This window comes from Sphingomonas sp. jy18, from assembly GCF_056931895.1.
In genome coordinates, this window is the sequence record NZ_JBXPBT010000011.1 from 1 (window position 1) to 15700 (window position 15700).

Annotated in this window: 10 protein-coding genes; 8 read left to right on the top strand and 2 right to left on the bottom strand. The window is 59.0% G+C overall.

Annotated features, from left to right (window positions below; genetic code table 11):
- Window positions 1-139 precede the first annotated feature (139 nt).
- Complete coding sequence (locus AC0QC4_RS16310; RefSeq protein WP_483661172.1) at window positions 140-4423, bottom strand: strawberry notch-like NTP hydrolase domain-containing protein; 4284 nt, start codon at window positions 4421-4423, stop codon at window positions 140-142.
- Window positions 4424-4645: 222 nt separating this feature from the next.
- Between AC0QC4_RS16310 and AC0QC4_RS16315 the strand changes: the two genes are divergently transcribed.
- The 4 genes from AC0QC4_RS16315 (at window position 4646) to AC0QC4_RS16330 (ending at window position 9583) form a co-directional block, all read left to right on the top strand.
- A complete protein-coding gene (locus AC0QC4_RS16315) occupies window positions 4646-5845 on the top strand; it encodes an AAA family ATPase (protein ID WP_058803372.1) in 1200 nt (399 codons plus the stop codon).
- On the top strand, window positions 5842-6858 hold the full coding sequence (locus tag AC0QC4_RS16320; protein WP_483661173.1) for a ParB/RepB/Spo0J family partition protein: 1017 nt from the start codon (window positions 5842-5844) through the stop codon (window positions 6856-6858). The genes AC0QC4_RS16315 and AC0QC4_RS16320 overlap by 4 nt, the downstream gene beginning before the upstream one ends.
- Window positions 6859-7036: 178 nt before the next feature.
- Window positions 7037-8290 (top strand): replication initiator protein A, encoded by a 1254-nt coding sequence (locus AC0QC4_RS16325; RefSeq protein WP_082745399.1) that lies wholly within the window; start codon window positions 7037-7039, stop codon window positions 8288-8290.
- 1011 nt (window positions 8291-9301) lie between these two features.
- The gene (locus AC0QC4_RS16330; protein ID WP_483661174.1) at window positions 9302-9583 is read left to right on the top strand and encodes a WGR domain-containing protein; all 282 of its coding nucleotides are present in this window, start codon (window positions 9302-9304) and stop codon (window positions 9581-9583) included.
- 5 nt (window positions 9584-9588) lie between these two features.
- Here the strand turns inward: AC0QC4_RS16330 and AC0QC4_RS16335 are convergent, their stop codons facing one another.
- Window positions 9589-10515, bottom strand: a complete 927-nt coding sequence (locus AC0QC4_RS16335; RefSeq protein WP_483661175.1) for a hypothetical protein — start codon at window positions 10513-10515, stop codon at window positions 9589-9591.
- Window positions 10516-10703: 188 nt separating this feature from the next.
- Between AC0QC4_RS16335 and AC0QC4_RS16340 the strand changes: the two genes are divergently transcribed.
- The 4 genes from AC0QC4_RS16340 to AC0QC4_RS16355 all read left to right on the top strand — a co-directional run bounded on the left by AC0QC4_RS16340 (window position 10704) and on the right by AC0QC4_RS16355 (window position 15638).
- Window positions 10704-11714, top strand: a complete 1011-nt coding sequence (locus AC0QC4_RS16340) for a site-specific integrase (RefSeq protein WP_483661176.1) — start codon at window positions 10704-10706, stop codon at window positions 11712-11714.
- 207 nt (window positions 11715-11921) lie between these two features.
- Complete coding sequence (locus tag AC0QC4_RS16345; protein WP_066531344.1) at window positions 11922-12992, top strand: AAA family ATPase; 1071 nt, start codon at window positions 11922-11924, stop codon at window positions 12990-12992.
- Window positions 12898-15411 (top strand): S8 family peptidase, encoded by a 2514-nt coding sequence (locus AC0QC4_RS16350; protein WP_483661177.1) that lies wholly within the window; start codon window positions 12898-12900, stop codon window positions 15409-15411. The genes AC0QC4_RS16345 and AC0QC4_RS16350 overlap by 95 nt, the downstream gene beginning before the upstream one ends.
- A gap of 29 nt (window positions 15412-15440) precedes the next feature.
- A complete protein-coding gene (locus AC0QC4_RS16355) occupies window positions 15441-15638 on the top strand; it encodes a hypothetical protein (RefSeq protein ID WP_483661178.1) in 198 nt (65 codons plus the stop codon).
- Window positions 15639-15700 lie beyond the last annotated feature (62 nt).

Here is a 15700-nt window from a genome sequence, read left to right on the forward strand (position 1 = left end):
GTTCTCTATCCATCATGTCACAATCCAGACAGAAGCTGTTCCGTGCACCGATGATCCGGTACTGCATCGCTGAATTGACGATTTCTACCCTACGTCATCATCCACACTGCCATGCCGATCATCATCAGGTTTCGGTCAATTACACGAAGCCCAGCTGCACAGTGCTGTCACCGCCGCGCATCGAGGTTCCCAGCATTGCTGTTTCTTGTGCTCGAAACAACGCGCCGATGACCGATGGCGCTGATCTTGTGGGAATAAAAACTCGCGTACGAAACGAGATGATTTCCGTGAAGCAGCCGATGCTCTTGAGCCAAGGCAGCTGTTCAGGGGGCGCACCGACGATTTCGTAGCGCTGCTCCCCTGCCACACGCGAGCATTTGATAGTCGCCTCGAACGGCTGCTTGATAGGGACTGTCCGGCCTTCGCCGAGCGCCCTGATGATCGTATCCGGGGTTATTTTAACGGTGGAGGCAATATCGAACTTTTCGAGCAGCTTTGCCACATCGAGCTCGTGGACCATGCGGCCGAGCCAGCTTCTGCCCTCTTCGTCGACGATGCGCCGGACCTCCAGATAGTCGATAGGCAGGCTCGCCCAGATCGGCAGGAGAAGTCCGGTTGCAAGGTACACGGTCTCTGTGGTGAGCCGTTCGGCAAGCTCCGCAACCTCGCTTTGCCACAGCTTCTCGAAGGCCCGGCGTGGTGCTTCCTCCCAGGCCGATTCCGCAAGGTCATCGAAGTGGTGGTATTCCCGGCGCAGGGGACGGTGGAGGATAACTCGCCTGATCAGCTCGCCTTGCTCGGTCATGAAGTGCCGCGAAGGTTCGGCCAGGGCTGCTTTCCCGCTCTTGGTATTGTGGAGCAGAATGCAGCCGTCGGCACAGTCGCGGCGCTCAAGGACACGCTCAAGGGAGATCGGCCGTGCTCTCGTCTTGAGAGCCAGCTGCAGCAAGTGTGACGTGGCGCCGGTTCGCCCGTCGGTCCGCAGGACGATGTCTTCGACAACCTCGGCCTGTTCAACCCGAAGGGTTTCGACGCCAACGTCGAGTGATCCTGCCTCGCGCGCTGCCGACACCCGCGCTTCGACCAACCCCAGAAATTCTTCGAAGATCGCATTCTGCATTCCGATCGGCAATGCGAGGATGCGATTGAGCCAACGCTGGATCGGCGGAAGGTCTTCTTCTAGCACGCCATCGTCGGAGACAATCTTAAGCCCGCTACGGCGCTGGAAATCGATCAGCGTTGCGCTCTTGAGCTTGCCGTCTGCCAGCAAGGCAAACCACGTAGAGAGAGCGGCCTTGGCATACTCGCTTTCGAGATTGTCGGCAGGGTCAAACAGGTTCTGCCCGCCCGTCTGGCGTTGGCCGCGGGTCAGCGCCCCCAGGCTGTCGAGCCTGCGCGCAATGGTGCTGGTGAACCGCAGTTCGCCCTTGCAGTTCGTGGTGACAGGCCGGAACAGCGGTGTGTTCGCCTGATGGGTCCGGTGCGTTCGGCCCAGCCCCTGGATGGCGCGGTCGGCTCGCCATCCCGGCTCAAGCAGGAAGTGGATGCGCCGCTTCTGGCAAGCTGCGTCAAGGCTCGCGTGATAGGACCGCCCTGTGCCGCCCGCATCGCTGAAGACAAGGATCGGCTTTCTGCCATCCATGAACTGGTCGGTCTCGGACTGGTTCGTCCGCGGCGAACGGGTTTCGAGCCGCTGCTGGCCGTCGCTCTGGGTGATGAGCCGCTTGCTGCGCCCGGTCACCTCGGCGACCTTCTCCGGTCCATAGTGCTCGATGATCCCGTCCAGCGCTGGCTTGATCGGCGGCATGGCGCACAGATGCTCGATCATCTCGGCGCGGCGGGCGATCGCAGTCTGGTTGTGGACTGGACGGCCTTCCTCGTCGAACATCGGTGCCGAGCGCTGAGTGCCGGTATCATCGACGAACACTTGCATCTGTTGCGTGGGGAAGGCGCGCTCAAGGTACTCAATTACCGCGTCGAGCGGGCTGAGATCGAGGTCGAGCTCCGCGCGCTCTTCTGGCGAGAGGCTATCGAGACGGCGATCGAGGATGCTTTCGGCGGTCGAAACCAGTTGGACGACAACCACCTCATCGCGGTCCAGATGGAGATTGATGGCAGCAATCAGCGTTGGCAGCTTCATTGACAGCAGCAGCTGGTTGAAGAACCGCTGCTTGGTGCTTTCAAACCGGCTTCGCGCTGCGGCTTTCGCACCGCTGTTGAGCGTTGTGCCGTCGATTTCATCGACGACACCGGTCAGCTCCAGCGCCTCCTCAAGGTTCTGATGAATGATCGCCCAGGCGTCGGCATAAGTGTCGTAGACGGCGATCTGTTCGGCGGTCAGATCGTGTTTCAGGATCTCGTATTCGACGCCTGCAAAGCTAAGCGCGCGCGCCTGATAGAGGCCCAGTGCCTTGAGGTCCCGCGACACGAGTTCCATCGCGGCGATGCCCCCTGCCCTGATCTGGCTGATGAAATCTTCGCGGTTGGCAAACGCAGTGCTAGTTCCCCACAGACCGAGCCGTACGGCATAGGCAAGGTTGTTGACCTCCGAGGCTCCGGTCGCAGAGGCGTAGAGAACCCGGGCATCAGGCAGATTGTTTTGCAGCAGCACGCCGGCGATGCCTTGCAGCGATCCGTTTTTCGTGCCGCGGGCGCCCTCGCCCCCTGCAACACCGCCCATCTCGTGGCTCTCGTCAAACGCGATGACACCGTCGAAATCCTCGCCCGCCCAATCGAGCAGCTGCTTCAGGCGGGTGGCGTCCTGACGCTGGCTGCGAAGAGTCGGGTAGGTGACGAACAGGATCCCTTCGCGAAACGGAACCGCCTGGTCGATCTTCCAGTTGGAAAGCGGCTGAATGTCGGCGGCAAGGCCGCCGATTGCACTCCAGTCGCGGCGCGCGTCTTCGAGTAGGCTCTCGTTCTTCGAGATCCAAATGGCCTTGCGGCGTCCCGCAAGCCAGCCATCAAGGATGCAAGCGGCGATCTGCCTGCCCTTCCCCGCCCCCGTGCCATCGCCTAGGAAATAGCCTTTGCGGTAGGCACGCCCTTGCTCGTCGAGTTGCAGGCCAACGCCTTCCTCAGCCGGAACGAACAGGCCCGGCAGATACTGCTGCCACGCGTTCCCGGCATAGATGACAGTTTCGATCTGGGCCTCGGAGAGCAGGCTTTCCTGAAGGACCCGGTCCTGCAGCGCCGGGACGTAATCCGGGATAGGTGCCGGGATCGAGCCCATGGCCACGCTTTCGACGAGCGGCGTCGGATGCTCGCGTGCGCCAACAATGTCGACCCGGCTTGGCCGGTACGGGATGTAGACCCCGCTTTGCTCACCGAGCACGCGCGGCTTGTCTAGGGTACTGAACGCCAGTGCTTTGACCTTGGGGGCTTGGGCTGCCCTCGCCTTGACGGGCTTTGCGTTCGGCGTCGCCCGCATGGCTTTGAAGAGCGCACTCGGCTTTGCTTTCGGTGGGATCGCGCGTGACGCGCATTCGGGCTGGGCTGTCACGCGTTTGATGATTGGAACCGCAGACGCGACGTCTGCAACTGTCTCCCGCGCCAAAACTGCAGGTCTGATCTGCCCCGGGATCTTGTCGATCACGTACAAGCGCACGGCCACGCTGGTGCCCTGCTTGTGATAGCATTTATCGAGCCGGATGGATGTGCGGACCGTGCAAGCGGCAAAGGTGTCTTCGTAGATTTTCGCGAGCTTTGCGCTCGTCGTGAACCAGTCCGGCATGATCGCGACGATCCGACCCCCCTTCCCTAGCCGCATGATGGCAGCGCGCAGATGACGCACAGCTGCGAACTCGTCTGCCCCTCGTCCCATTGAACGGGAAAACGGCGGGTTCATCAGGATCAGGCTGGGCCGTACAGTCGCGTCGAGATGGGAGGCCAGCATGGCTCCATCGATCCCTGTGATGTTGGCATCGGGAAACAGCAGAGCCAGCTTCTCACGCCTGCGCGGGTCGATTTCGTTGAGATGCAATGCGCTGACATCGGGCAAAGTTGCCACGAGAGCGCCATGTCCGGCGCTCGGTTCAAGAACGATATCAGTTGCGAGTGGCTGCGCCAAAATCACGGCTAGGCTTGCTAGGTCTGCCGGCGTCGAGAATTGCTGGTACCTGATCTGGTCTTCACTTCTGACCGTATGTGTCGGCAGTGCCTCGATCAGCGCACTGGTCTCCGAAATCTGGGTCAGCATCTGAGGTTTGCTCAGCAGTCCGGCCATGTGGCGCGTCAATGCCGCCTCGAGCAGGTCAAAAGCGTCCCTCTGGCTCCAGGCGCCGTTGGCGGAGCCCTCCCCGTAGAGCTGGCGCATTGTCTCAAACAGGCATGGCTTGTTCGCCAGTCCGGTGGCGATGGCGTGCTGGATTTCGGTGATTGCTGCGTCCAGCTTCTGGCTGGATTGTTCAAAAAGGTCGGTCACGGTCTGCTCCTGATGCTGAACCGCATCAGGTCATCCCCCTTCCCTCTCGCCTCGGGTTTATGAGCCCGTGATCACTACGGGCTATGCGACAAGGGGTGCCCGGCAGCGACGAGGATTCGGGACCGGCACCATCCCGAAGATATCGGTTTGACTTCTACCGCCGAAAATGATCATAAAACACGAACTGGGTCGCAGAACTGCGATTCATCGAAAGGCAGACGCATGTCCTACACCGTGAACACACTGCGAAATATGACCAGATCCTGCGAAATGATGCGCGATCGGGTCAAAGCTGTGGTGTTCAAACCTGATGAACGCAAGGTCCTGGATATCACGTTTGGGCCTACGGCGGCAGCGGAATTGGTCGGAAGAACGCCTGAAGCGCTTGCCAAGGCAGAGAAGGAGGGACGTCTCGCGCCTCCGAAGCAGCTTAACAATGGCCGTCGCTATTACACGCTCGAAGACCTTACTCATATTCGCAAGGCGCTGAACATTCATCCGGGCAAGCTAGCCCATGAGAATGCGGTCGTAGTAGCCGTGCAGAATTTCAAGGGCGGCGTCGGCAAGAGTACGATTACCAAGCATTTCGCCGATTTTCTCGCACTGAACGGATATAGCGTTCTCGTGATCGACTGCGATCCGCAGGCGTCAACGACAACTATGTTCGACATCCAGCCCGAAGCACTTATCGATGAAGAGGAGACTTTAGGAAACTTCCTGTCGCCTCGCAGCACATTCGATGATTTCAGGAAGGCAATCCGAGAAACCGCTTGGCCTACAATCAAAATAGTGCCGTCAAGCCTTGGCCTGCAGGATGCAGAGTGGGACCTCACGGCAACGTTGACGGAGGGCGGACAAGCAGTGCGCGAGGGACTTCAGCGTCTCCGTATTGGCATCGACAGCATCATCAAGGACTTCGACGTCGTCTTGCTCGATCCTCCGCCGGCTATGGGGTTCCTGGGCCTCAATGTGATGGCCGCCGCAACAGGTATGCTTATCCCGGTTCCGGCAAGGCAGCTCGACTATCTTTCAACCATCCATTTCATGGACACCATCGCCGAGAATATCGAGATCCTCGAGGATCACGGAACGCCTGTTGATTACGGGTTCATTCGCGTCGTCTGCTCGGCCTACACCCCCAGCAAGCCAGGTGAAGCCGACATGTGGAAGATGATGAAGGCCACATATGCCAATTTCCTGCTGAATCAGCCGATCCTAGCTTCTGAGGAAATCAAGAATGCCACTCAAGCATTCCGGTCGATCTATGAAAGCAAGCCTTCAGCTGCGCACGCAACTTACCAGCGTTGCCGGGACAATCTCAACGCAGTCTTCGGAGAAGTTCTGAACGAAATACATGAGCAGTGGCCGTCGAAGAGCATTTCGAGACGGTCATCTGACACGGCAGGGAGTGTTGCAGCGTGAGCCGTCGTTCATTGATTGGCGAGGCCCTCGCCTCCCCTGCCCCTGACCAGCCTTCCGTCTCTGAAGCGAAGGACGCTGCAGGGGCAACCGCATCGCGCAATTTCACAACACGTCGGCTTGAAGGCTTCACGGAAGCAGCGCGGATGGTCAAGCGCCCGACCATCCGGCTCAAACCTGCAGAATGTTCGATCTGGCCGGGAAACGCCCGTGATTACGAACAGCTCACCGAACCCCGTTTGCGATCTCTGATTGAATCGATCCAAGCAGAAAACGGGAACCGCATCCCAGTAGTCGTGCGCCGGAAACAGCAAGGTGAGCTGCAGTACGAACTGATCATTGGCACAAGGCGCCACTGGGCCGTCGCGTGGCTCAACGCCAATCACTACCCGGATATCGAGCTCGTCGCGATTATCGAAGATCTCGATGACGAAGCTGCGTTCCGCCTTGCTGATATTGAGAACCGCGAGAGGGAAGATATCTCAGATTTAGAGCGCGGTTTGAACTACAAGGCAGCAGTCGATACTTATTACGATGGCCTTCAGGCCCGGCTTGCTGAACGCGTAAAGATCTCGAAATCTACGCTCGCCCGGTACATCGGCCTGACAGAGATCCCGCAAACAATCGTAAGCGCATTTGCGTCGCCAATGGAACTTCAGGTGCGGTACGGTGACAAGCTTCTTCCAGCCATACGCAACCCATCGCTGCGCCCTAGGATGGAGGAAGTAGCGAAGCAGATCGCTGCGGAGCAAAGTTTCCGGCAATCCGGAGACGAAGAGCCAATTTCTGGCCCTCAGGTTGTTGTCCGTCTGCTCAAGGCAGTTTCGGGCAGGCCTGGCCGTGCCCAGAAAGCCGTAATCGAAGCCGCAGGATCGTCCATTGGTGTCATCGAAAAGGATCGTGCACGAGGGCTCACGATAACGATCAACCCCACTGATTTGAGCGCTGACGAAATCCTCGATGCATTGCGCCCTCTGATTGAGAAGGCGAAGATTCTAAAAAGGCCTGCCCCATGAAGGAGGGTTTCGGACCCACCTATGGCCATGCCTTTACCACTCTGAAAATGTGGCTTTTATCGTTTTGTTTCATATGTTTAGCACACTTGTCCCACATGTGGGACAGCGGCAGATTTACTAGGCGAAGAACGTGAGCGAGAAAGATCAGTCCTCCTCCGGTCGCCGGGTGCAGTTCGAGATGTTCTTCACGCTGCCTGATTTCAGCGACATCTCGCTGCGGGACTATCAGGAGACCATGCAGCGTCCTTTCTTCAGCCTTTCGAAGAAGAAGCGCCTGAAACCCATTGAGTACCTCAGTCCGGACAAGTCGGTCACCGTCCATGTATCAGCCAACCCAGCCTATGGTATGGCGACCATCTGGGATGCAGATATCATGATCTATCTGGCGTCTCACCTCAACGAATTGCGCGAGCGGGGTGACAACGACCTGTCGCCGACCATTCGTGTTCAACCTGGCGATCTTCTCAAGCGAATCTGCTGGGGTGTAAGCGGGCGCGCCTATGAGCGACTGATCGCAGCGCTTGATCGTCTTCAGGCCACGACGATCAAGACGAACATCCGAGCAAACTCCAAATCCCGCGAGACCACATTTTCGTGGATCGATAGCTATACTCATCTCGTTGATGAGCGAACCCAGCGTTCGCTTGGGATGGAAATCACGCTTTCCAAATGGTTCTTCGACGGGGTCATGGACAAGCGAAATGTCCTTGCGATTTCGCCTTTGTATTTCGAGATAACGAGCGGACTTGGGAAATGGCTCTACCGCGCAGCTCGCAAGCACGCTGGTGGCAATGGGCCAGAAGGTTTCACGATTGGCTTCGAAACTCTTCATCAGAAAAGCGGCAGCGAAAGCTCCCTACCCTCGTTCAAGAACAAGATTCTTGAATTGGCGCGAGCTAACAACCTACCGGATATCAGTCTGGAGGTCATTGGAGCGGAGACGCCGCGCCCAAAGCTAAAGATGGTGATGCGTCGCCATCTCGAAAAACTTTCTGAAAAAACCGAGGGCAGTGGCTCTGTCACCACGGAGAGCAGAGCCCAGCGCATTCAGCGCGCAACCCTCGAAAAGGCAGCCAAGGTCAGCCCTCCGCAGGAATTCGTTGATCCTGCCCTCGTGCGCAAGCTCCTTGCAACAACGAGCGCGAGCTTGCGCCCCGAACAGCAAGCCGATGCATCAGCGGCATTGGACAGCAATGCAAGCCAATCTCAGTCACGACGAAGGGGAGGGGGGGCGCAGGACACTCTTGACCCCGAAATCTATCAGGCCATCCGTGCTGAATGTCCTGGTTGGGATCTCGATGTGCTGATGCGGCAATTCGATTCCTTTTTGAACAGCAATCCGCATGAGTTGCCAAGGAACTACTCGAAACGGTTCTACGGCTTCATGAAAAAGCACCACGAGCGCAACAAGCATACGCTTCCGGGCTTTTGAAGATCGCGACCTTCTGCAGGACTTGGTAGCGGCGCCCGGCGCGCTGGTAGAGCTGCCGCTCGGCTTCAGGCCTGATTACGCTCTGCCGCAGGCATAGCGATCTATCGTAACAATACGAACAGTCTCATCATGCACGGCAGCTAGCCAACGTGTTTTCGGGAATCACTTCGGTTAGCCCGCTCGATCAGAGGAACGCGTCTACGTTCGGCGCCTGCTAAGAAATCGCTGACTAGGCCCAAGAGCACCCGCATAGACCCTACGGCCGTGCTTCTGCCGTCCATCTTTGACTGAAATCAGCGATCTACTGTGCAGCGCTCAAACCAGCTGGCAGATCGCCTTAGGCTCCACTTCGGTCACTGCGATCCAGAAACCCGACAGGTCGGCCTTCAAGCTGGGCGATGGAAAATGCCTCCAAAAACCATTCCTGAAAACACGTTCGACCGGAAATACCACATTTCCGAAAACACGTTCGTTTCAGCATAGGGGCAAATGGGGGATCAGAAAGTTTGGGATCGGCGCATCATATGTGAATCGGAACGCTAACTGATCCTATGGCCTCACGCTCTGAGCCGTGCTTTCAAAGTTATCAACAGGGCAGGGAGGTGGCCAACGTGTGATCGGGCATCAGATGACGTGTTATTAGAATCTGGCGGTCGTGCTATCAGAAACCGAACATCGTGTTATCAGATTCGACATAGCGACCCCGACTCGCGAGAAATCAGGAGTTTGCAGGCTGATGGCGAGCAGGTAACCTCTTAACCTTAGAATCTAAATCCCCTAACGTTTTCGCCTGCGGCGGATTTGTTATTGATTTGATTCAAGATTAAGGAAGATCGCGCTCTCGCTTCGAGAATGACCTCGCCCGAGAGACGCGCAAATTCCATAAGAATCAGACGTCCGCAACTGAGCGGCGGTCACAGCCTCAGGATCGATTCCTTGAATCACCATAGAAACCTGTGATTCAAACTTCCGATTGGCCTAGCTCCAGGCGGCTGTCGCATACTCCTCCGTATGTTAGAGCATGATCAGAACGAGTGTCACATTTGGCTCGAAGCCAAAAATCCCGATCTCAATGTTGCACGGCGCTATGACATATCTCGGAGCCAAGACCTGTTCGGTGTTTCGATTGTTGAATTCTCGTGGGGCCGGATTGGAACGCGTGGACAGCGACGTAAGTTATCATTCGCTGACCCGGGCAGGGCGAAAAAGTTCGTAGAGCAGCTGCTACGCCGCAGAGCGAGCTCACAAAATCGAATTGGCGTTTGCTACCGGGAAGTATTCCGGGGTCCATGACACGTTCACGTGTCCGTTCGGACGATTGCGCCATCGGAAGTTCGAAGACTGGCCATGCCGGCAGTCACCATAGCCGTAACTGATTGTGACGCGGTTCGCTTGGTCACCTCAAGGCCTCTGGCAAGCTCCGCACGGGTAAGAGGTCCGATGCCGGCTACAAGACGCCAAGCCAGGGGAGCCGTCGACGAGGCGTAGAGGCCTGAAAGTGCTCCCTCAGCCTGCAGGTGAGCCCTTTGCATGGCACGGAGGTCTGCGGCTGCACTCTCAGCAGCAGCCTGAAGCGCACGACGTAATAGGACGGGCAGGGGATCCTCGTGAAGTTCACGGAACAGAGCCCGCGGCATGACCCCAGCAAGCGCCATTGGCGCCGAGCCCAGCCCAAACAAGTGTGGGCGCATGGCGGCCGCAAGCGACGCAGCCCAGGCCGCCCCCCGGGGCGCCGAACGTGTGACCGCGAACCCACTGACCTGGATGATCTCGCTGCCGCCTTCAAGAAAGTCGATTTCCTCAGTTCGCAGTTCCGCCAGCCATTCAAGGAGGGTGCCCATCGGATCGCTGGTCGGCAGCAGCGCATCGAGCCGTTCGAGCGCGCGATCAGCAGGCCTGTATGTCTCGCTGAATCCTTCGGAGTGACTTTTCGCGGCCATGACCAGCTTGGCAGCATGGGCGAGAGGAGGGTGACCTCGCCGGCTGATCCACGACAAGAACTGACGGCGTTCTTCGGAGTACCACGAGCGCACGAGCTCGTCGGCCTCAAGGCCCGGATTGTGTTCAATTCCAATATTATCAAACGGATAATCGCGCACTTGTACGCGCCAGAGGCGCCGGAGTGAGGCCAGCGCAAGGCATTCGGACAGCTCGGGTGAGATGAAGGGGAGGGCCCCTTCGATGCGGGCAAGCGTCAGTTGCCAGGGTGCTGGGGTGGATGCCATCGGCCAGATAGTATATAAATGGCATAAAAAGTATACCCAGCTTGTACGGTGCCTTTGCTGTCCGATAAGAGCCCTTCACGGACGACACACTATTCTATATAGAGCAGCCGAAATTTGCGGCAATGTCACCCGCGCCCGAAGGCAGGAGTAAGGCACAGCAGCGGCATTGAAGCCTCAGGAGTGTTGCCTTGGACGATCACAGCAGAATGGCCTTGGGGCTTTCAGATGAAGCAGCGCTCGCGCCGCTGGGGAATGCGATCCCGCCGCAGCTCGCGGCAGAGATCGAAGCGGCCCGCTCATACCGGGCGCGCTCCAAGGCCGCCAACACTGTGCGGGCCTATGACAGCGACTGGCGGCAGTTCGAGGAATGGTGCTGGACGCGCGATCTTGAGCCTATGCCGGCCATGCCAGAGGCAGTGGCCACATACCTTGCTTCGCTGGCGCAGGCGGGGAGGGCGGACAGTACCATCGGACGGCACCTTGCGGCCATCGCCTGGCACCACAGGCAGGCGGGACAGGCCGCACCCCAGCACCGTGATTCGCGTGATGTCATTGGCGACACACTTGCAGGGATCCGTCGCGAGCAGCGCGCGCGGCCGACGCGTAAGAAGAGCGCAATTCTGGCGGCCGATCTTGCGCGGATGATTGCAGCTGCTGAAGGCCAAAGTCCGCGGGCTATCCGCGACCGGGCCGTCATGGCACTTGGGCTGGCGGCGGCGTTGCGGCGTTCCGAGTTGGTCGCGCTACAGCTGGCTGACCTCGAGCTGGTGCGGGAAGGCCTCAAGCTGACGATCAGGCACTCGAAAACAGACCAAGAAGGGGAAGGGCAGGTCATCGCGGTGCCGTCGGGAAAGATTCTCAAGCCGGGCGCGCGCCTCAACGAATGGCTCAGCGCAAGGGGAGGGGAGGCTGGTCCTTTGTTCTACCGCACCGACGCACAAGGGATGATGACCAAAGAGCCCATGTCGGATCGCTCGGTTGCCCGCCTGATTCAGCGCTACGCCCAAAAGGTTGGGCTCGATCCTGCCGCAGTCGGTGCGCACTCACTGCGCTCAGGGTTTCTGACCGAGGCGGCCAAGGCCGGAGCCTCGCTGCCCAAGATGCAGGAGGTATCGCGTCAGAAGAAGGTGGAGGTGCTCCTCGGTTATGTTCGCGATGCCGCGTTGTTCAAGAACCACGCCGGTGAGAGCTTTCTATAGGGAATCTAGGCTATGGAATGCTGGCTTGCTCCACGATGGTCCCTGGTTTCAGATACCCTTACGGAGCGTCACATATGGCAGAGGCATTATCGTGCTAGGTCTGCTAGAGCTGGATCGCGAATAATTGATTACACCGCAGGAAAATTTCATTAGATTCCCCAGGTAGTCGATTTTGATCCTGCCGATTGAGTGACTGAAACATAGAAAATGGCCCGCGCTGATCATCTCGTCTCGCTCGTTCGCGCCAGCGTTGCTGGCGACCGTGAGACGCTGCGCGCAGCGGCCGAGGCCATTGCCGCGGACGAACGAGCCAAAAATCACCACATCGTTGCAGATCGCATCGAACGCGCACTAAGCACCGTGCCGGTAACGCCGCCGCCTCTCACGACCTCCCAGCCTCAGGTCGGGCCAGGTCGAGACACGATCATCGAAATCGAAGCGCGGGTTAGATTTGATGATCTGCTCCTTTCGTTGCCAGCGCGCGAGAATGGTCGTCAGCTGATCGAAGAGCACATGCGTGCTGATGTTTTGCGCGCACATGCCTATGAGCCACGGCATCGGATTCTGCTTTCCGGGCCTCCTGGAAACGGGAAGACGTCCTTTGCTGAGGCAATCGCGGAGGCGCTGGGCTTACCATTCTTCGTCGTACGTTATGATGCTTTGATCGGCAGTTACCTTGGTGAGACCAACGCTCGGCTTCGCAAACTGTTCGATTATGTGCGCACACAGCCGAGCGTCCTATTTTTCGACGAGTTTGATGCTATCGGTAAAGAGCGTGGCGACACCCATGAAACCGGCGAAATCAAGCGCGTGGTCTCGTTCTTGCTCATGCAACTCGATCAATTGCCGCCGTATGTTATAGTTGTTGCGGCTACCAATCATGCAGAGTTGCTTGATCGCGCGGTATGGCGTCGCTTTCAGATGCGGTTAGCTTTTCCACAGCCCGATCGCAAACTGCTTGAGGTGTTTTTGGACAGGGTCATCTCTGGCTGGCCTGAAACTCCGCGCATGACTGTACAGAAGCTCGCGACCCGCCTTGGCGAAGTAAGTTATGCCGAAGCGCTCGACCTGTGCCAGAATGTGAGGCGCAGGCAGATATTGGGTTTGGGGGAGATTGGGATTGATGATGCGCTCGAGACAGAGCTTGAACTATGGAAATCGCGCGTACGGCCCGGGAATGTAGATGGCGAGCGATCCAACCAAGCCCCTGCTGAGGCTGACGCCAGACCAATCAAGACAACGCCCCGCCGGTCAGCAAAAATTTCCCCGGCCACCTGAATCTTTCCCTCGGGATCGCCAGCAAGCCACATTTGCCCCAAACTTCGACCGCCTGGCCCAGGCTTTGGCGCGAGATCCGGGCGGTCTCGAACTGCGTGCCGATCCGGCTGCCCTGGCACCGGAGAGATTGCTCGTCTTCGAAGTCCGTGGCTCGGTGAACAATTTTGCCGCAGCCGTTCAGCGCGTGCCCGGCCTCGAACTGATCGACGAGGAGGAGTTAGGCAGCGACGACGACAAGGAGCCCGTTGCCTACCTCCTTGTTCCGGACGCACGCGCGCTCGCAGAACTGCTCTCTCTTTGGAGGCGCTGGAACGCCGATCAACTGCAATTCGGGGAGACGCCGTGGCGTGGCGTGTTCGAACTGCTTCGCGATCTGCGACCATGGGGGCCTCAGGACAGGGTCCAACGAATCGACGCCAGTTTTCTCGCCGAGGAGATCGAGGAGCGCGGCGAGGACGAGCTTGTCCCGCTGGAGATCGAATTGATCTACCGAGCCTCTGAGGTTCAGGCCCAGGCACGGGAAGATGAAGTGCGCGCGGCAGTGACCGCACGCGGCGGGGATATCATCTCGCGTGCCCGGCTGCCCGACATCGCCTATCATGCCCTGCTTGTGGATTTGCCGGTACGCGCGATCCGGGAGATCATCGATCGGGCGGAAGGCGGCATCGCCAGCCTCGAGCCTGTCATGCACATCCGCCCGCAAAGCCTAGCGACGACGATCGAGATCGAGGACGTCACAGACGCCGGCACCGCTGCTGCGGTCGGCAACCTGCGCGAACCGATCCTGGCCCTGCTCGACGGAGTTCCGGTCGCTGCACATCCGCTGCTCGCCGCTCATCTGGTCGTGGATGATCAATTCGATCTCGAACCCCATGCCCCCGTGGACCAACGCGTCCATGGCACTGCGATGGCGTCGCTCCTCGTGCATGGCGACAGGAACAATCCCGCACCGGCATTGCCGCGGCGCATTCATGTTGTTCCGGTGATGGGTGCTGGGGATCGCTTCCCGGCACGACGGCTTGTCGTCGATATCATCTTTCTCGCCATTAGAGCGATGCGAGAAGGCCCGGATGCAACGGCGCCGGGCGTGCTGATCGTCAATCTCTCGCTTGGCAACGAGCGGCGTCCCTTTCAGTCGTCGCTGTCGGCATGGGCACGGCTGCTGGATCGACTGGCGTACCGATACGGCATTCTGTTTCTGGTGAGTGCTGGTAATGTGAGGGAGACCTTCGGCGTCCCAGCCTTCGCGACCGGCACGGCTTTCGAAGACGCTGACGCCGCCGCTCGCTGTGACGGCACGCTGACCGCGATCGGCAATCTGATGGCTGACCGGCGTATGTTTTCGCCGTCCGAGGCAATCAACGCGGTGACGGTCGGCGCGTCCAACGACGATTGGGTGTCGGCTGCGGACCGCCGCGCCGCCCGCACCATCATCGACCCCTTTCCGGGCATTCGTGCCGCCAACCCGTCGAGCGCTCTCGGCCCTGGATTTGCCCGATCAGTCAAACCCGACATTTTGATGCCGGGAGGTCGCGAGCACCTCCGCCAGATGCGGACCGACGGTCATGTCTTCGTCAGGCCGGCGCCCTCGACGCGCCCCGCTGGCCTCAAAGTGGCTGCGCCTCGTACCGGCGCCTTCGGGGTAGCCGAAGGCTATTCGGGCGGGACCAGCGGCGCGACCGCGCTGGCATCACGCACATGTCATCGGATCCACGACGCACTAGAGGCGGCGTATCCGGATTTTGCGGGCCTGCCCCACATTCAGCGGGCGGCCTTGCTTAAGGCACTGCTTGTCCATCCCGCCCGGTGGCCCGATGACATTGCTGCACGGATCAAAGCGATCATCGGTCCAGTCGGCGGACATCACAGCCACATCAAGGACAATATCAGGCGCTTCCTGGGATTTGGCTATGTTGACGCCGAAGACGCGGTAGCGTGCGCGGAGGACCGCGCGACGTTCTGGGCGGTTGGAGAACTTTCGCGCGACCGTGTCACCACTGTCCGTGTTCCCATACCGGCGGTTATGAGCGGTCAGGCCCGGCCCCACAGCCTCTCGGCGACGCTGGCATGGTTCACACCCGTGCAACCGGGACGCAAGAGCTACCGATCCGTTCGCCTCAAGCTGCTCGATCCAGCAGAAGCCGGCACTTTGGGCGTTTCTCCGCGAAGCCTTCAACCGGACGGCAATCAGACTAATCGCGGCACCATATTCATGCGTTGCTGGGAAGGTGACAAAGCGCCGGTCGTCGGCCCGGATATGACGATTGACCTCGTTGTGCAGCGCGATCCAGATCCGGGCACTCCGATAGATGAAGCTGTACCATTCGGTCTTGCGGTCACGGTCGCCATGCCCGGCATCGTCGGTCTCTACACGCAGGTCGCACAGCGCCTCGGCATCGCGCCGCGTCAGTCGGTCTGAGGCTCGCTTTTTTTCGGGATTTTGCAACTGTGAACGTCAAAAGGAAGCCTGCCAAAGCCGAGCGACCAACATCGAAAATGCGCACGATATTCCGCGAGGTCGCGCGCGACATTGTCGCCCGGGATCGCAAGGCGCGTAAAGGGGGGCGCACGCAAAATACGATTGGCGAGATCGAGCGCGCAATGGTGAAGGCCTATGTCTGCGGACAAGAAGGGGTCAGGACATAGAACGGGCACAGATATACGCTAAGCGTCTCTGCGCGCACTTATGGGTCGACTCTATGCGTCGA

What these genes read in the sequence shown, in the direction of transcription:
- AC0QC4_RS16345 (WP_066531344.1), top strand. Translation starts at nt 11,922, where the DNA reads ATGGCCCGCGCTGATCATCTCGTCTCGCTCGTTCGCGCCAGCGTTGCT.
- AC0QC4_RS16315 (WP_058803372.1), top strand. Translation starts at nt 4,646, where the DNA reads ATGTCCTACACCGTGAACACACTGCGAAATATGACCAGATCCTGCGAA.
- AC0QC4_RS16325 (WP_082745399.1), top strand. Translation starts at nt 7,037, where the DNA reads ATGTTCTTCACGCTGCCTGATTTCAGCGACATCTCGCTGCGGGACTAT.
- AC0QC4_RS16350 (WP_483661177.1), top strand. Translation starts at nt 12,898, where the DNA reads ATGGCGAGCGATCCAACCAAGCCCCTGCTGAGGCTGACGCCAGACCAA.
- AC0QC4_RS16335 (WP_483661175.1), bottom strand. Translation starts at nt 10,515, where the DNA reads ATGGCATCCACCCCAGCACCCTGGCAACTGACGCTTGCCCGCATCGAA.
- AC0QC4_RS16330 (WP_483661174.1), top strand. Translation starts at nt 9,302, where the DNA reads ATGTTAGAGCATGATCAGAACGAGTGTCACATTTGGCTCGAAGCCAAA.